This is a genomic window from Clostridium amazonense (assembly GCF_056431285.1).
Map to the genome: position 1 here is coordinate 1032378 of NZ_JBWKMH010000033.1, position 19425 is coordinate 1051802.

Sequence of the window (19425 nt, forward strand, 5' to 3'; positions counted from 1 at the left end):
AGAATGAATTCTCGCCTACTGAGGAGAGTGATTTAAATTTACCTACAAATGAAGTGTATTCAATCTTGTATACGAAAATTAAATTTCACATTAAATAAAAAAACTACAGTCAAATTTAAGTAAATCTAACTGTAGCCAACTTCTATATTATTATAATTCTAATGCTATTTCCATCATATCTGTGAAAGTTTCTTGTCTTTCTTTTGGTGTTGTTTCATCTCCTGTTATTATATGATCTGAAACTGTAAGAATAGATAATGCTTTAGCTCCATGTTTTGCACATAATGTATATAACTCTGCACTCTCCATTTCTATTGCTAATGTTCCGTAATCAATCCATTTTTGAATTCCCATGCCTGTGTCATCATAAAATAAATCACTAGATAATACATTTCCTACTTTTACATTTAAGTTTCTGCTTTTCCCTAAATCATACGCCTTACTTAAAAGTTCAAAGTTAGCACTTGGTGCATAATCCATTCCATTAAATCTTCTTCTATTTATTCCAGAGTTTGTAGATGCGCTTAATGCAAGCACTATATCTCTCACTTTAACATCTTTATTTATCGCTCCACAACTACCTACTCTTATTAACTTTTTAGCTCCATAAAACTGTAAAAGTTCATTTGCATAAATAGATAATGATGGAAGTCCCATACCAGTTCCTTGCACAGAAACTCTCTCACCTTTATAAGTTCCTGTATATCCATACATTCCTCTAACATCATTATAACAAACAGGATTTTCTAAATAAGTCTCTGCAATAAACTTAGCTCTTAGTGGATCTCCTGGTAAAAGAACCTTTTCTGCTATAGAACCTTCTTCAGCCATTATATGTAAGTGTTTTGCCATATCTATTCACTCCTCTTCATGCTTTCAATTTTATTATTTATCTAATATATTATTTTCTTTAATAATTATAACATACATCTATGGGGTTCCAGATTCAAATTTAAAACAACCTCTTTATCAAATGATACTATTAAGCTTATAGTTTATTCTATTGTCATGTTGAGAACCAAGTAAAAAGTAAGAGTGAATAGTGATTGTGAATATCCTCGGGTATTGAAATCCCCGCTACAATGTTTTATTTGTACTTCAAATAAAATTAATATAATATTTATCCATAAAAGGTTCATTTTTGAGAATAAATTCCCCATTATAATATTCTTACTAACCATAGTTTTAATAGTAACTGTAGCTATTACTTGTTCATCGTTAATTGTTGATTCTTGTACTATACTTTGAATTTCTCTTTCTCAACTTAAATAAAAATAATTTCATTTTTCAACTTGGAACACTATAAAAGTTTGAAAGCTTAGGTTGCTTAAAAGAGTATTACTTAGTTTATATTTTGAACTTTCCTATAACTTCTGTTAGACTTTCTGCTAACTCTGCTTGAATTTGTGAATTTTTATCTATACTTTCCATGCTTGTATTTAATGTATTTATCACATCACTTATTTTATTTGTGCTTTCACTAGCTTGTTGTGAAGATGCTGCTACACCTTGAATTGCATCTGCTACACCATTTATTGTTGCACTTATTTCTTCTGTCATCGCAGCTATATCTTCTGACATTTCACTTATGAAATTAGCATCTTCTTCATATTGTGCGCTTACTTCTTCAAATTCATCATAATCTCTAGTTATAGGTCCATCTAAGAATTCTAAAATTCCATTTGCATTTTCTGATAAACTTTTAAATGCATTTTCAACTTTTTCTACAGTGCCTTGAATTGTAGAAACAGTCTCCTTACACTGCTCTGCTAACGATCCAACTTCATTAGCAACTACAGCAAAACCTTTTCCTTGTTCCCCGGCTCTTGCTGCTTCTATTGAAGCATTTAATGCTAAAAGATTTGTTTGCTCTGCTATTTGTGCTATTCCATCTGCCATAACTTTTATTTCATTAACAACTTCCCCATCTTTTATAGCTTTTACTATACCATCTTGCTTTTCATAATAAATTTTTAATGAAACTTTTCTAGAATCATTAATCATGTTTTTAGATTTAATAGCTTTTTCTTTTATCATTATAGCTTTATTACTACCTTCTGTTGACCTTGCTGTTAGTTCCTCTACACTTGAATTAATCTCTTCTACTGATGCTGATATTTCTTCTGTGGCAGCTGTTGCCTCTTGAACTTGTGCTGCAATCTCTGAACTTTCTTCACTTATATCTTCGAATTTTCCTGTTATATTCTCTATATTATCTGATAATCTATTACTTTCATCTGTTAATTCTGTAGATTTATTATCTAAAACACTAACTATATCACGCATATTTTCTCTAATATTTTTTAGTGCTGTTGCAACTTCGCCAAACTCATCTTTATTCTTTATAGTAACATCATAATTTAAATTATAATGAGCTAATTCATTTGCAAACTTTTTCATGCTTTCTAATGGCTTCTTAATATCATAAATAATTCTTATAGCCATTAGTACTGATATTACTAATCCTATAAATGACATTAAAAATACTTGAAACTTACTTGATTTAGTTATTTTTTCAGCCTCTATCTGTAATTTTTCTGTATTAGCATCATTTAATTCAACTAATTTATCTGCTGCTAACACTAAGTTATTTTTTATTTCTTGATAACTTATGTACATTTCATTAATATTTTTTGTACTATCTTTTTTTACATTAGCTGAAATTTCATCTATTTTAGATTTGTAACTATCATACTGAGTGACAAAAACATTATATATTTCTTCTTCGCCTTCTAAAAATTCACCACTTGTATCCTCATCATCATAAATTTCAAAAGCTTTTTTTAAATTACTTAATGATTGTTGAATTTTCTTATTTTGATTTTCAAAATCTGATTTATCTTTTAAATTTATTTCTGAAAATGTGCAACTTATATCATATATATTTTTTTGAATATCTTTTAATGATATATTTCCATTATCATTGATTTGAATTTGTTTATGAATTTCATTTACAATTTTTAGTTCCCTACTAGATGTATATCCTATTATAAATATAAAGAGAACTATTATTGAAAATGAAACTACAAGCTTTACACCTACTTTTTTATTTCTCATAACTACCGTCCTATTCTTTATTCTCACAAAAAAGACTAGAATAATAATTTCACCCTAGCCTTTTATATAATACTTAAAATATAAACTACTCTTTTAAGCAACCTAAGCTTTCAATAGAATTTTAGTTAAAGTCTACTTTATAAATTTATCCCTCCTTACAATGCTATATTTAAATCTTTATTTCCCTCTCTTATAATCTCGAAGTTTCCTAAAAGTTCTTCAATATTTTGTTTAATTTTCCTATTAATTTAAATGTTTTTTCAGTACCTTCTTAATATACTTTTATTAGTGTTTATGTCACATTTTATCATTTAGTAGTACATATTTCAAATTCCTATATTTCATTGTAAAAAAAGCTTTAAAAAAGTTTATTAACTTTTTTAAAGCTTTTTTTATTTGCTTTTAATATTTTTATTATATGGTGCATAACCAATTTTTCTTATTATAGGCATGGTTTTTACTGCCACCACTGAAGTTATTATGCTAAGTAAAATATCTCCTCCTAAACATACTATAGCACCGGACCAAATAGCTGTCATTATCCCAAAATTTGAAGTTCCTAAATACAAATTTTTTATAAGATATAAATGCACTACCCCAAAAAGATATACAAAAAATAATCCTATAAGTATCGAACATAATGAATTTTTTATAGTCAATACTTTAATCTTCTCTGTTATTTTTCCTATAACATATGCTGCTACAATAAATCCAATCAAATATCCAAAAGTCGGTTTTAATATATATCCAATTCCCCCACCTTGTGTGAATACAGGTACTCCTAATAATCCAATAAGTACATACAATAACTGCGATAAAGCCCCTAGTTTAGCACCTAATAATATTCCTGCAAATGCACAAAATAAAAATTGAAGTGTAAATGGAACTACAGGTATTGGTATTGTTATAAATGCACCTATAGCTGTCAATGCTGTAAATAATGATACTAATATTAAATTTCTCGTCTTATACATTAGGTTCACTCCCCCAACCTTATATTTTCTTAAATAAGTATACATAGAAACATTATATTTGTAAACCTATTTTTAAAATAGGTTTACCTTTCAAATAAAAAAAGTGCTGTTAAAAACAACACTTTAAGTTCTCTAATAATATTTTTATAACTTATTAACTTCTCTCTCAATTCGTTCTAATGCATCTTTAATAATTTCTCTACTTGTAGCTATATTCATTCTTTGGAACATTTCACCTTTAATCCCAAACATACTACCATCATTAAATCCAACTTTACATTTTTTCACAAAGAAATCTTTTAAATCTGAAGCATTCATATTTAAATTTGTACAATCTAACCATAATAAATATGTACCTTCTGGTTTTACTAGTTTAATTTTAGGTATTCTTTTTTCAAAAAAATCTATAGTAAACTTAAGATTTTCAGTTAAATATTCCATAAGTCCATTATACCATTCTTCTCCATTTGAATAAGCTGCTTCCTGTGCTATAGCTCCAAAAACGTTTGGTTCATGTACACAATGCTTATCTAATTGAATATCAAACTCTTTTCTTAGTTTTTCATTTTTTATAATTATATTTGCAGTTTGAAGTCCTGCTATATTAAATGTTTTATTAGGAGCAGTACATATTATCGAATTCTCAGCAAATTCATCACTTATAGAACTAAATACTGTATGCTTATAAGGTTTATATATTATATCTGCATGTATTTCATCTGAAACTATTAAAACATTATGCTTTATACATATATCTCCTAATTTTTTCAATTCATCTTTAGTCCATACTCTTCCAACTGGATTATGTGGACTACAAAGTATTATCATTCTTGTCCTATCAGTTATTATGCTTTCTAAGTTTTCAAAATCCATCTCATATTTTTCGCCATCATATATTAATGGATTTTCTATAACTTGACACCCATTATTTTTTACTAGTTTATAAAATGGATGATATACTGGTGTTTGAAGTATTACTTCATCTCCCAGCTTTGTATATGCAGCAATTATGCTATTTACACCAGGTACTACTCCTGGAGAAAATTTAATCCACTCTTTTTCTACATTCCAATCAAATCTTTTTTTAAACCAACTTATTACTGCATCATAGTATGAATTAGGTGTAAATGTATATCCTAAAACTGAATGTTCTAGTCTTTCTTGTATAGCCTTAACTATTGATGGTTCTATTTCAAAATCCATATCAGCTATCCACATTGGAATAACTTCTTCACATCCATAAAGTTCTTTAACTGTATCCCACTTAATACAATTGCTATTGCTTCTATCAACTCTTTTTTCAAAACTGTACATAATTATATTTATCCTCCACATATGTTGAATTAATTAAATAAAAGATTGCTAATGATTTTTATTATACAATTAAAAATTTTTGCAATTTTATCCCTTTTAATTATATACTATCTACTTTTTCAATCATTAACAACCTTAATTAGTATTTAAAATTTCTATAAATAATTCATTTCCTATTTGTTATCTTTTATTGTTTTCTCTGCATAGGTTCTAGTTACAATTTTATCATATGGAGCTTTCTTATCTAGTTCACCTGCTTTTTCCATAACTTCCATAAGTCTATCTAAACTCTTTTCTTCAAGTATTGGATTTTCACACCATGCATCTATTGATTTATATCTATTTACAACTGTAATTAAATCATCCATTTTTATATCTTTAAAAAATGGTGCTATTGATTTTGCTATTTCTTCTGCACTGTGAGTTTTTACATATTGTTGGCCTTTATAAACTGCATTTGTAAATTTTTGAATTAAATCTTTATTTTTATCAATATATTTATTAGTTGCTGAATAAGCTGTATATGGAATTTCACCTGATGCTTCTCCTATAGATGCTACAATGTAACCTTTACCCTCTTTTTCCATTGCAGTAGCTGATGGTTCAAACAATGTAACATAATCTCCTTCTCCTGCTGTAAATGAACCTGCCATAACATTAAATTGTATATCTGTTCTTACATTAGCCTCATCTTTCCCTGTTCCTATTTTAATGCCATTATCTTTTATAGTGTATTCTAATGTCATTTCAGGCACTCCACCTTTTCTTCCGCCAAGTATTTCTTTTCCTTTTAAATTTTCAAAGTTAAATTTATCTTCCTTTTGTCTACCAACTAAAAAGCTTCCATCTCTTTTGGTAAGTTGAGCAAAGTTTATAGCATAATTATCGCTTCCTTTGTTATAAACATATATTGATGCTTCTGGTCCCATAAGTCCTATTTGAACTTCCCCAGATACCAATGCGGCCATAGTCTTATCTGCTCCTTGTGCTGCCATTAACTCAATATCTATACCTTGCTCTTTAAAAAAGCCTTCATTTATTGCAACATATTGTGGTGCATAAAATACAGAGTGAGTAACTTCTGCTAATTTAATTTTAGTTAACTTATCATTTGACTTGCTACATCCTGAAAAAATAAGCGTACACATAAATAAACTAGTTATTATAGCTGTCAGCTTCTTGAATTTCTTCATTTTTATACTCCTTTTTATTGCTCTTATAATATTTAAATCAAAATATTTAGGTTATACATTTATTTTTTAATAATATAAATTTAAAATTTAATTTCTATTAATTGTTTTCTACATTTTGTCTTGCTCTATAAACTTTTTCAATTACATTAACAATTTCATACATAATAAGCGCACATATAGCTAGTACAACTACTCCCATCATAACTAAATCTAATTTAAATACCTGACCTCCATATACTATTAGATATCCTATACCATACCGTGATACTAAAAATTCTCCAACTATTACGCCTACCCATGACATTCCAATATTTATTTTTACTATATTTATTATATTGCCTATATTAGATGGCATTATAAGCTTTGTTAATATTTGTCCTTTTGTAGCCCCAAAACTTCTAAGCATTTTCACTTTTTCTTCATCTACATTTATAAAATAATTGTATGCTGATAATATTGTTGTAACAACTGAAATTGTTATAGCTATTACAACTATTCCTTTTATACCAGCCCCTGCCCAAACAATAAGAATTGGTGCTAATGCAGTTTTAGGAAGTGCATTTAATACAACTAAAAATGGATCTAATATTTTTGCAACTGTTTTAGAACACCAAAGAAGTATTGCAATTATAATACCCAGTATAGTTCCTATTGTAAATCCTAGTACAGTCTCCCATACAGATATACCTATATGCCTAAATAGCTCACCATTGCCCATATATTCCTTAAAAAGAACCCAAATATCTGAAGGTTTACTAAATAGAAATGTATCTACAACTCCAATTCTCGCCAGTATCTCCCATTGAACTAAAAATATTATTAAAATAGCTATTTGCCAAAAAAGTATCTTTATTTTTTTTGTTTTTCTTTCTTTTAGATATTTCTCATATCCAGATAAGGAACTATTATTCTTTTTCATTTACATCAAGCTCCTTCCATAGTGTATCAAAATAATCTTTAAACTCTGGTGCTTTTCTTGCGGTTAATGGTGTTTTTTCATCTTTAACTGTAAGGTTTATATCATGTATTGCCTTTATATTTGCAGGTCTCCTTGATAATACAGCAACAGAATCTGCCATAGATATTGCCTCTGATATATCATGTGTTACTAATATAGTAGTTTTCTTTTCATTTTGTATAATCTTATATATATCATCGCTAACTAACAATCTTGTTTGATAATCTAATGCCGAAAACGGCTCATCTAAAAGTAATATATCAGGATCAACAGATAGTGTTCTTATAAGTGCAACTCTTTGCCTCATTCCTCCTGATAATTCTCTTGGATAGTTATTTCTAAAATCCCAAAGATCATATATTCTAAGAAGATGTTCTATTTTCTTCATGGCTTCATTATTTAATTTATTTTGTATTTCAAGTCCAATTGTTATATTATTCATTATAGTTCTCCACTCTAGCAAATTGTCTCTTTGAAACATATATCCAATTTTACCTTTTATATCTATTTCACCTGATGTTGGTTTAAGTAAACCACTTAAAATGTTAAGCATTGTAGATTTTCCACTACCCGATGGTCCCAAAAGTGCTAATATCTTCCCTTCTTCTAGTGAAAAACTTAAATCCTTTAAAACATTTAATTCACCTTCCAATGTATAAAAAGTCATATTTATATTGTTAACATCCACAATAGAGGACATAAATTTCACCCCCATATTATAGGATCCCAATTTAACTTTTGAATTCTATTTTTTAAAAATTAATATAAGTTTCCAAAATAATTTTAATTTATACATTTAATAATTAATATTTATTAATTTATATTTGGAACCAGCTAAAACTTAATAGTTGAAATTTAAATAACTCAAAATATTATATTGTTTTCCTATGACTTAAATAATATTACCTATATACATATATTATTTAAATATTACATAATTTGTGATGATTTATTTGTTATTTTTTATATTTATAAATATTTTTGTAAAAAAATAACCTAAAATTGTACATTGAAAATAATTTATAAATTTCCATAAAAAAATAGACTATAGAAATCTTCCATAGTCTATTTTGTATTCTTAAAAGGATTTTTCCCTTTGAATATTTCTTGAAAAAAATATATAACTTTTGCTACTTTAAAAAGTATGTCATTACTTTTAGAAATAGCAAACTTTTTACCCATAGCTTTTCCACCAACTGTCATTGCCGCAATTATAGCACTCACTAATGCACTCACTAATATTTGATTTAACCCTCTATTAGTTTCCAGTATTTTTGCAACAATTACAACACCTACAGATCCACTTATAATTCCTGCAACGTCACCTACAACGTCATTACAAAAATTTGAAACTTTACTTGCATTTCTTATTAATTTTACAACTACTTTTGCACCTTTTATCTTTTTTGCAGCCATTGCATGGAAAGGTGTTTCATCTCCAGCTGTAACTGCTGTACCTATAATATCAAATATAACTCCTAATAATATTATTACAAATAATATCATTAATGCTACTACTACATTAACTTGAGACAATGTTGATTCTGATATTAACGAAACAGTTCCACTTATCATAAAAGTAGTTATAACAATAATTATAAGCCACCCTCGATCACTTTTATCCTTTTTCATAGCTTTACCTTTTTTACTCGACGACCCCAATTATATCCTCCTAAAAAATTAATAAGTTTTAATATAAGTATATACATTAAAACTTTATCTTTATATATTGTAATCTATTTTCAATTTTATATTCATAATTCAAATTATATTTGTATATCTATGTTTATACATGAAATAGTGGTAGCATATTAAGTTAATTTTGCAGCTTAGGTCTAGCAGGATTTCCCATAAAGTAACTAAGATGTCGCCATCTCAGCAGTTTCCTTTTAATACCTTATCTATAGCATTACTACTATAGGGCTAGATTGCCACTTAGTCTGCACCTTAATCCCTAATATGCCTTATTTCTAAACAGCCTAGGAGATTTCCTCAACAGTTGGATATCTTTTTATCCTCTTTTGCAATATAGGTTTCAGTAAGCAATAAGTACTATCTCTTGGCCTAAGAAATAATACCTCCTCTATTACCTCCCCCTATATCACTCAAGGCAAGCTACTCTGCACATAGCTAAGTTTACCACATTGCAGGTTTAATCCATTGCCGTACTTTAGATATCTCTCCTAAAGCACATACAATGGTCTCCACGGAAGTAGGAGTCAATTTCACATGCCTTTGTGATTGTCCCACAACCTTAACTCCCAGCACCAGCCCAAAACTGGGCGTCTCAAGCCAGCACCAGGAACTTCATCGATATGCTCTTCAACGGATTTTTAGCCCCGTCCTCAAAGATATTTACCTGACTAGGATACTGCACCACTTATTCTGTTAAGATATACTATACGGTGTTTTCATTTAAAAGTAAATATCTTAAAAAGTTCAATTTAACTCAAAATAAACTCTTTTAAATAACTAAATTCTTCAATCATCTTAAATCACATTGTAGATAACTAGCACTTCTATTTTTAAATTCTACACTATTATATATCTCTATTACTTAATTAATTTTGCTGAATTTTAAAATATTACCATATATATATGTGTAATTTGTTATAAACTTATCCATATTGTTATAATACCTTCCACTTCCCCCTTGTTGTAGATTTTAAGATTACAATTTTATTTTTATGAAATCGTAATCTTAAAATTTCTATTTATTATATAATGCGTTAGTAGAATTTATTAGCTCATCTATATCTTTACCTTCACCTTCAAATTCAATTACATTTTTCATTCCTTTTACACATATGCATCCAACCGACATAATAAAACTTAATGAAAATAATATAAGTATTGCCATTTTTATGGAAATAATTTCTCCTAGAACACCACCAATCAATGAACCTAGTGGCATTAATCCCATACATAATGCATTATTTATCCCATTAACCTTTCCTCTTATATCTTTTGGAATAATCATCATTGTAGCGCTATTAAATATAGTGTTGAATATTACATTTAGAAATGCACTTAAAAAAAGGACTATTAAGATAATATTATAATTTCTAATTAATGAAGTTGTAGAAAATCCAAGTGTACATAGGACTATAGACATTCTATATAGCTTATATTTTATATCTTTATTTAAGTTTAATATAGACAATAATATGCTTCCGCTCATCATTCCTATAGCAAGAATAGTCATCGCAAATCCGTATCTTTTAGGTCCTAAAAACGATGTTTGCTTAAAATAAGGTACTAATAAAATTAATGCACCTTGAAAAAATAAATTTATTCCACATGCAAATATAAACACATTTCTGAATGCCTTAAAACTCCATATGAACTTAAATCCTTCTTTAAAATCTTCTTTGAATGTAGCATCTACATTTTTTCTTTCTATTCTAGGTATTTTCATAAACATTTCTGTAAAAGCTGAAAATATATATGAAATTCCATTAAATAGAAACATATATGGTGCTCCTATTGTTACATATAATATTCCCCCTATTGCATTTCCAAGCATGTCCATTCCAGATTGTGCAATGCTTGTTACTGAATTTGCTTTGACTATTTTAGATTTATGAACTATATCTGGTTTTACTGACAACACAGCTGGATTAAAAAATGCTGAACATAATCCATTAGTTATCCCAACTATAAACACCATCCAAACTTCAATAAATTCTAACAAAGCTGCAACTCCAACAAATGTTACAAATATACCTCTTATAAAATCCGTTAAAACAATAATTTTCTTTCTATCCCATCGATCTACAAACACACCTGCAAAAGGACCAAGTATTACTCTTGGTAACATGGTTAGTGCTGCCAACGTCCCCATAAGTGCTGTAGATTTTGTAACATCAAAAATCCAAAATTCTAGTGCTATAGCATATAAAACATCTCCTAATACAGAAACTAATTGACCTTGCCATAATAAAAAGAAATTTTTATTCCAAAGTTTTATATTTTTTTCCTTAACAATTTCTACCTCTCCCATTTTTGCCCCCTATTTACTTATAATTAAGCTTTAATATCCACTTATACCTTCTTGTCTACATTTATTGTCTACTTTATTAAAAATAAATATTCCCAATGCTAAAAAAATAAACATCATAAATATCAATATAACAAATTGATATTTTAAATCTATTATTGGATTTACTCCAATAATTAAAGCTCTTACACTATCATTCATATATGTTAATGGTAATACAAAACTTATAATCAATAGTGCTTTGGGGAATATTTCGATTGGAAATGCTGTGCCTGAAAATCCTTGCATTAAACCACTTGATACATCAACAACAGTGTTAGCATTTTTTAGTATTAATACTATACTTCCTATAATTAATCCTATTCCTATATATGAAATTATTCCTGGTATTATAAATATTAAAGATTTTAAAATTCCATGAGTCACATTAATATTAAATGCAAAATAGCAAACTGTCATTGTAAGTACTATTTCTATTGTTGCCATTATAAATTCAAATAGAATATTTGAAATCATAAGAACTACCCTGCTAACAGGCATTGTATAATTTGACTCTAAAACACCATCCCACATTTCTTCTTTCAAACTAAAACCTGCTCCCCACATAGCTGCTGTTAAATATGATGCGAGTACAAACCCTAATACTATAAATTCCATATAATTATCTGAACCCGTCATTTGCTTAAAAGAACTACCATTTCCAAACACCTTATTCATAAAATAATATGGTGTTAACCATATTATGGGTTGAAGTATTACACTCAATATATTCAATGGATATCTAAAATAAATTTTCATTTTAATTATTATCTTTTGTTTTATAACTTTTAAAATATGATTAAAATCCATGATACCCCCCTTAAAATCTAGATAATGATCCTTCTACTCTAACTTTTCTTTCTACAAAATAAAAAGATATTCTTCCAATAATTATATATATAATTCCTATTAATAAACATTTAATCAAATCTTCTTTTACTCCTGAGATTCCTAAACCATTAATCATAATCCCTCTTGCTGCTTCAATTCCAAAGGTAAAAGATAAACATTTTGAAACCCCTTGTAATACATTAGGCATAATTATTATTGGAAAACTTATTCCACAAAGAGCCATTACTAATCCTCTTACTAACATTACTGCTACATTAGCTTCTTTAACCCAAAGTACTAAACATGAGAATATTGCCCCAATTCCTATTACTCCTGGAAGTAATACTATAAAAATTACTATCCATTCTAATATTCCACCTTGAAATTGTGTTCCATATAAAATCTTATATTCCAAAAGGCTTACTAAAACATAAAGTGCTGAACGTATTACTGTTATAGATGCACCACCTAATAAAATATCAAATTTCTTTATAGGACATATCCACAACGATTCCAATGTTCCTTTTTTTTGTTCTTGTCTTAAAAAAGTTCCAAAACTCCACATGGTCATATTTACCCACATATATACCATACTTCCAATTAATATGAAGCTTTTATAATCAGTAGTTCCTGTTAATGCTTCAAAATTTTTAAGTCCACTGCCATCTTTTCCTGCCAATGCTACGGCACTTAATATATATATAAGTGGAAATATAACTGGCCAAATAAGCATATTTATTATCCAATCTTTATATCTAATAAGTTCTAAGAATTCCTTTTTTCCTATATTTTTTATAGTTTTTATTCTATACATTTAAAACACCTACTCTCTTAAAGCTTTTCCAGTAAGCTTTATAAATACATCTTCTAGAGAAGGTTTTAATACATTCATATTTTTTATACTTAAGTTTTCTTTAGTTACTATATTTATTATTTCTTGAACTATTTCATTTCCATCAGTATGGTGAATTAAAATCTCATAATTCCCCGTATCTTCTAAATAATTTTTTAAAACATTTTCCACATAAGCTATTTTTTTTAAATTTTCAACTGTATTTGTATTAATTTTATCAACTTCTAGTTTAATAATCTTAACTTTACTAACTTCTTCTTTTAATTTTTCACTTGTGTCTAATGCAATAACTTTTCCATTATCAATTATTGCTATTCTATCGCATAGATAATCTGCTTCTTCCATATAATGAGTTGTAAGTAATATTGTTTTTCCCTCTTCTTTCAATTTCATAATTATTTCTCTTAAATTTAATGCTGATTGAGGATCTAATCCTAATGTAGGTTCATCTAAAAGAACTACTGGTGCATTAGGTATAAGTGCTTTACCTAGCGCAACTTTTTGTTTCATTCCAGTAGAAAATTTTTCCACAGTTACATCAGCTTTATCAATAATTCCTAGCTTTGTTAGTATTTCTTCTGTACGTATTTTAGCTTCTTTAGTTGATAATCCATATAAATTTCCGAAATATTCTAAATTTTCTCTAGCTGTTAATTTCCAATATACACTTCTATCGCCAGCTAACACACTTCCAATTTGGGCTAATGCTTTAATTTGTTTTTTATCTGTATCTACACCATTTACTAAAACAGTCCCGGATGTAGGTTTTAAAAGCCCCATTATCATTTTTATAACTGTAGTTTTTCCTGCACCATTAGGTCCTAAAAGCCCAAATATTTCACCCTTATTAATTTCAAAACTTACACCTTTTACTGCCTTAAACTCAGTTTTTTCTACTACCCTAAAAAATTTTTTCTTTTTTATTATAAATGTTTTTTTTACATCTTTAACTTCTACAATTTTCTCCATACCCCAGTACCCCTTTAACTGATTGTTAAATTACTATTTTCACATGATCCCCCTCTTTTGATTCCACATCTACTATTGTCATTCCCTTACAAGTTCTATTTAACTTTCTAAATGCACGTTTTAATTCTCTACTATCCATGTTTTCAAATACTTTATTTAAATCTTCATTGATATTTTTTTTACTTGCTTTGCCTGCAATACTTATTCCTAATCCAATAAAACACATAGGAATAGGGATTTTGAAACCCCTATGTCCACTTTCTTTAATAGTAATCCACATATTTTTCACCCTTTTAATAAACATTATTTATATTTCTATTTTATTTCTACTATAACAAAGTCCCCATCAGCGCTTTCAACTTCTACAATTCTTCCGCAAACACCATTTTCAATAGCTTGTTTTATAACTTCCATATCCACTTTATCATCTAATTCCTTCATACTTGGCATTTTATTAGTGGCATCTAATATTGTTTTTATAAAACTTATAGGTATTTTTACCTTTACTTTATCTCCATCTCCTGACATTACAAAAACATATAGCATCATTTCACCATTTTTTGGTGTTTCCTCTAAAAATTTTTGTGCTGCATCACTAATTTCCTCTTTTGAAAAAGCTTTCTCATTTTTTTTAGGTTTATCATTTTCTATAATTAATTCTTCACCATTATTTAAAGCATCTATAAGCTTTGCAGCTGCTTCTGAATCTATTTTCCCATCTTCAACCATCTTTAATATTCTCATTACTTCTGATTTCATTTTATTCTCTCCCTTATATATAAATTTTTACTTTAACAAATTCATAGCCTCTTCAGGTGTTATTTCACCCTTTTCTAACATATCTAAAATCTTGTTATTATCATTTAAAGATTTCTTTTCACTACTTTTATCTATATCATTTTTTTCTAAGTTTAAATTTTCTATAACATCGTCTAATTTACCTCTTACTGTTGGATATGATATACCTAATTCCTTTTCTACATCTTTTATACTTCCTCTACACTTTAAAAATACTTCTACAAATTCTAACTGTTCCTTTGAAAGACTTTCAAACTTAGAAAACGAAAATTCATTTTCTATAACTGTATTACATTTGCTACATTTTAATTTCATTATCTTAAGCTTTTCATTGCATACTGGACATTTACTTAGTACTTTATACATTATTTCTTCCTCCTTAATAAATATTATATGCTTCTCTTTAACTTTTGTAAACATAATTATAAATAAAATTAATTTTTATATTAATTTTATTTATTTATGTTGTTATTAAAATAAATATTTTTAATTGTTATATTAATTTTTCTTTTATTTCACTAATTTTTTCATTTATACTTATCTCTTTAAGAATATTATAATCATCTAGTAAAATAACATCTCCGCAATATAAAAATATCATTTTTTCATCACATTCTTTTATCTTTGCTATTACCAAATTATAATCTTTCTCCTTAATTTCCTTTTCTATATCTTTTAGTTTTTTTATTATTTCTACACTTCTCTGTACTTTAACATTACTCACAGTTATTAACATTTCAAATATATTTAATACTACTGTATCGTAAAAATTATACTTTTCTTTTTCTCCAAAATTATATTTATATAATTGCATTGCACCTACTGAAATTATATTTTCTCTTATGAGTCTATCTTCGTCTATAATTACTTCATTGAAGTTTGGTGAAAACATACTAGCAAGTTCATCTAATGATACTTCATCTTTAAGTTCTATAATTTTTTCAACTCTTTCTAACACTTTATCCTTTGGTAAAAACGTCTCCTGTCCTGTAAATGTAGCTGTTTTTATAAACCATTCTTCTGGTATTAACTTTTTTCTTTTCCATCTATATAACTGTCCATAAGAGATACCTGTTAACTCTAATAATTCTTTTTTAGAAATTAATTTTTCACTCATACTAACCTCTCCTTCTCAAATGTGATACTAACGATATTGCAGTTTATTACTATATTTATATTTGAAACTAATTAATAATTAATTGTTAATCTTTTATAGCACCTTCGTAGCTGAGGTTTTAACCTTGGCGGTCTTTGATTTCCACACTGACCTAAGTCCAGGTAGAATGAATTCCACCCTACGTTTAAATCAATAATTTTATGATTTTAAAAATACCAACATGTAATATAGGGAAACAAGCTCGAATTCAAAACTATTTTTAAAGCTGTAAATATATTGCTTTCAAAAGAAATACTTAGTATAAAATGATTCCGAGCTAGTCTCACTCTTAAGGGTATCCAAGTTTTGGAACTAATAATTATGAAGATGAACTTGGAACCCTATAGCAAGAATGAATTCTCGCCTACAGAGATTTGGGACAAGTTATCATTTATTCCCTTTGTAGCTGAGACTTCAGTTTTATCCTTCATCATTAATTGTTAATTTTATATAACACTTTAATTTGCTTTTTCTCAACTAAAACCTGAATAACTTAATATTTTAGCTTGTTTCCCTATATTATACACCTTTATAACAAAACATTGTTCTATTATTTATTTGTTTTAAAAATTTAACATAAAAAAGAAAAGAGATTTCATTAATTTAATCTCTTTTCTTTTTGTATTATTATTTTCTTAATTGTACTTTTATATATTTTTTAGATGTAAATACATAAAATAATATATATATTATTAAAAATAAAACTACTGTAAGTATAGTTGGTATAATTATATTACATTTCATGATATCACTTAAAACTTTTATAGCTACTAAACTATGAATTGTTCCAAGTAGTACAGGTAACCCGAAGAATATTCCAACTTGCTTATATACAGATTTTTTTAATTCTTCTTCATTTAAACCCATTTTTTGAAGTGAATCATATTTAATTTTATCCATATCTGCATCACCTAAACATTTAAAATGCATTATACTTCCAATAGAAATAACAAATACTATTGCTAGAAAACTTCCTATAAAATATACTGTTGCTGAAAAATCATATTTTGTAGCATCTGCTATATATGATGTGTAAAATGGGAAATTTCCCATTTCAGTATAAAATGCTTGTTCTCCTAAGCTTAGCAAATCATTGGTTATTTTTTCGGTATCATTAAAACTCTCAAGCATTACTCCATGATAGTATGCTTTGTTATAAGCACTCTTAATTTCATCATACTTTTCATCATTTATTAAAATTACAGGTGAATCCACTATACTTCCAATAAATGGTGCACTCATCTCTGTTATTACATTAAGCTCTTCATTTCCTGTACTAATTTTCTTTAATGGTTCTGAAAGTGACATTGATACACCTGGTCTCCATAAAAATATACACTCATCATTATTTAATTTGTATTTCAAATTACTTTTAGCACTTTTAATTTCAAGCTTTTCTATACCATTTTTCAAATCTGAATATTTTCCTATAACTATTGAATTTTCTGTTTTATTAATTTTACCTTTAAATAATATCTCAAACTTATTTTCATAAAGTTTATTATTATTTTCTTCTACAACTTTATTTATTTTTTCATTTTCATTTTCATCATTAGTTAAATAACTAACTGCATATGGAACCTCTGTTCTGTAATTTTGTTTCATAAAATATTTCTGTGAATATACTGTTCCAAAAGCAGTCATTGCACTGGTAACTAAGATAGTAACAGCAGCTAATGTTTTGTAATTATTTTTTATTCTAAAAATTATATTAGAATAACTTATTATATTTACACCTTTATAGAGAATTTTTTTATTTTTTATAATGCTTTGAATTACCAATGGGAAAAATCCATAAAAAACCAAGTATGTGCTTGTAATTGTTCCAACTACTGCGATTATTATGGCACAATTCATACCAATCCTTAATTTGTTTGCATTTATTATTTGAAAATATGATAATAGCAATAATATTATCCCTAAAGTTCCCACCACATAGCTTTTTTTAGGTATTTTTTCATCTATCTTAGAATAATTTATAAGTTCTATTGTGCTACTTTTTACTATTAAAAAATACTCTTTTATAAAAACAACACTTAATATGACAAAAAATATGATTGAAGTTTCTATAATAGCTTTGCTATTTATAGTAAACTTAATTACATTGTCAATCATAGCTACTTTTGTAAGCGCCATAAGAAATACTTTGTTAGTTATAATTCCTATGATAAGACCTATGCCTAATGATAAAACACCTACTAATAGCCCTTCTCCGGCAAATATCAATGCTATTTTACTATTTTCTATACCCATAAATGTATATATACCAAATTCTTTTTTTCTTCTATCTATAAAAAACTTGCTAGAATAGTTTATAAAAAACATAAAAAATAATATCAATATCATTGACGCTGACATGGATGCGCCTTGAGCAACTAAATGAGCATCCATGTTGCTGCTAAATTCTTTTGAGCAATAAATTGATACAAAATTATAAAATACTACTACTGAAAAAATCATAGCAAACAAATATAATGCATAATTTTTTATATTCTGTTTTAAGTTCATCATGGAAAGTTTAAAAGAGTTCACTTATATCGCCTCCCATAGATGAAAGTAAATTCATTATTCTATTGAAAAATTCTTTTCTAGATTTTCCTCTATCTAAGTTAGCATGTATTTTACCATCTTTTATAAATAGTATCCTTTTTGAATAACTTGCACAAAATGAATCATGAGTTACCATAATTATAGTAGTTTTAAATTCTTCATTCATTTTTGATAAACAAGCCATAAGCTCTGATGCTGATTTAGAATCTAATGCTCCAGTTGGTTCGTCCGCAAATATTACTGATGGTGATGTTATAAGTGCTCTTGTTGCTGCTACTCTTTGCTTTTGACCACCCGATAATTCATATGGATATTTTTTTAGTTGTTTTTCTATTCCAAAAAATTCAGCAAGATCTTTAACCTTTTTTTCTATTTCATCACTATTCATTTTTGATAATGCTAAAGGTAATGCTATGTTATCTTCTATAGTCATACTATCTAATAAATTATAGTCTTGAAATATGAATCCTATATTATCTCTTCTAAATTTAGAAAGTTCCTTGTTTTTCATATTAACTATACTTTTATTTTCATAATAAATTTCGCCAGCTGTAGGTACATCTATAGTTGACAATACATTTAAGAGTGTAGTTTTCCCTGCTCCTGAAGGACCCATTATACCTAAAAATTCACCTTTTTTAACCTCTAAATCTATACCATCTAACGCATCATACATAATTCCTCTTGTTCCATATTGCTTTTTCAAATTACTGGCTTTTAATACTATTTCCAT

General features: G+C 27.4%; 18 protein-coding genes. All 18 read right to left on the bottom strand.

The genetic code is table 11. The features are described from left to right. Positions 1–150: 150 nt before the first annotated feature. The 18 genes from deoD to AC07E4_RS19655 all read right to left on the bottom strand — a co-directional run bounded on the left by deoD (position 151) and on the right by AC07E4_RS19655 (position 19425). On the bottom strand, positions 151–852 hold the full coding sequence (gene deoD / locus AC07E4_RS19570) for a purine-nucleoside phosphorylase (RefSeq protein WP_040330008.1): 702 nt from the start codon (positions 850–852) through the stop codon (positions 151–153). 495 nt (positions 853–1347) lie between these two features. After that, positions 1348–3057 (bottom strand): methyl-accepting chemotaxis protein, encoded by a 1710-nt coding sequence (locus AC07E4_RS19575; RefSeq protein WP_478217243.1) that lies wholly within the window; start codon positions 3055–3057, stop codon positions 1348–1350. Positions 3058–3449: 392 nt separating this feature from the next. After that, positions 3450–4031 (bottom strand): biotin transporter BioY, encoded by a 582-nt coding sequence (locus AC07E4_RS19580; protein WP_478217244.1) that lies wholly within the window; start codon positions 4029–4031, stop codon positions 3450–3452. Positions 4032–4175: 144 nt separating this feature from the next. Next, positions 4176–5348, bottom strand: coding sequence for a MalY/PatB family protein (locus AC07E4_RS19585; RefSeq protein ID WP_478217280.1), 1173 nt, complete (start codon positions 5346–5348; stop codon positions 4176–4178). Between the two features lie 170 nt (positions 5349–5518). Continuing rightward, positions 5519–6538: an ABC transporter substrate-binding protein gene (locus AC07E4_RS19590; RefSeq protein ID WP_478217245.1), complete on the bottom strand. Its 1020-nt coding sequence runs from the start codon at positions 6536–6538 to the stop codon at positions 5519–5521. Positions 6539–6635: 97 nt separating this feature from the next. Beyond that, a complete protein-coding gene (locus AC07E4_RS19595) occupies positions 6636–7457 on the bottom strand; it encodes an ABC transporter permease (protein WP_040330002.1) in 822 nt (273 codons plus the stop codon). Then, positions 7444–8196 (bottom strand): ABC transporter ATP-binding protein, encoded by a 753-nt coding sequence (locus tag AC07E4_RS19600; protein WP_040330001.1) that lies wholly within the window; start codon positions 8194–8196, stop codon positions 7444–7446. Before AC07E4_RS19600 ends, AC07E4_RS19595 begins: the two co-directional genes overlap by 14 nt. Before the next feature lie 365 nt (positions 8197–8561). Next, positions 8562–9128 (bottom strand): CNNM domain-containing protein, encoded by a 567-nt coding sequence (locus tag AC07E4_RS19605; RefSeq protein WP_478217281.1) that lies wholly within the window; start codon positions 9126–9128, stop codon positions 8562–8564. Positions 9129–10206: 1078 nt separating this feature from the next. Continuing rightward, complete coding sequence (locus tag AC07E4_RS19610; RefSeq protein ID WP_478217246.1) at positions 10207–11499, bottom strand: MFS transporter; 1293 nt, start codon at positions 11497–11499, stop codon at positions 10207–10209. A gap of 30 nt (positions 11500–11529) precedes the next feature. Then, complete coding sequence (locus AC07E4_RS19615) at positions 11530–12345, bottom strand: ABC transporter permease (protein ID WP_040329999.1); 816 nt, start codon at positions 12343–12345, stop codon at positions 11530–11532. A 10-nt stretch (positions 12346–12355) separates the two neighbouring features. Then, positions 12356–13180, bottom strand: coding sequence for an ABC transporter permease (locus AC07E4_RS19620; protein ID WP_478217247.1), 825 nt, complete (start codon positions 13178–13180; stop codon positions 12356–12358). Positions 13181–13189: 9 nt separating this feature from the next. Further along, entirely contained in the window at positions 13190–14188 is a 999-nt protein-coding gene (locus AC07E4_RS19625; RefSeq protein WP_478217248.1) for an ABC transporter ATP-binding protein, read from the bottom strand. A gap of 25 nt (positions 14189–14213) precedes the next feature. Then, positions 14214–14468, bottom strand: a complete 255-nt coding sequence (locus AC07E4_RS19630) for a hypothetical protein (protein WP_040329995.1) — start codon at positions 14466–14468, stop codon at positions 14214–14216. Positions 14469–14503: 35 nt separating this feature from the next. Continuing rightward, complete coding sequence (locus tag AC07E4_RS19635) at positions 14504–14947, bottom strand: SHOCT-like domain-containing protein (RefSeq protein ID WP_430830502.1); 444 nt, start codon at positions 14945–14947, stop codon at positions 14504–14506. Positions 14948–14974: 27 nt separating this feature from the next. Further along, a complete protein-coding gene (locus AC07E4_RS19640; RefSeq protein WP_040330309.1) occupies positions 14975–15355 on the bottom strand; it encodes a DUF2089 family protein in 381 nt (126 codons plus the stop codon). Positions 15356–15479: 124 nt separating this feature from the next. Beyond that, complete coding sequence (locus AC07E4_RS19645) at positions 15480–16103, bottom strand: DUF4004 family protein (protein WP_478217249.1); 624 nt, start codon at positions 16101–16103, stop codon at positions 15480–15482. Between the two features lie 666 nt (positions 16104–16769). Further along, on the bottom strand, positions 16770–18674 hold the full coding sequence (locus AC07E4_RS19650) for an FtsX-like permease family protein (RefSeq protein ID WP_478217250.1): 1905 nt from the start codon (positions 18672–18674) through the stop codon (positions 16770–16772). After that, positions 18661–19425: an ABC transporter ATP-binding protein gene (locus AC07E4_RS19655; RefSeq protein WP_478217251.1), complete on the bottom strand. Its 765-nt coding sequence runs from the start codon at positions 19423–19425 to the stop codon at positions 18661–18663. Before AC07E4_RS19655 ends, AC07E4_RS19650 begins: the two co-directional genes overlap by 14 nt.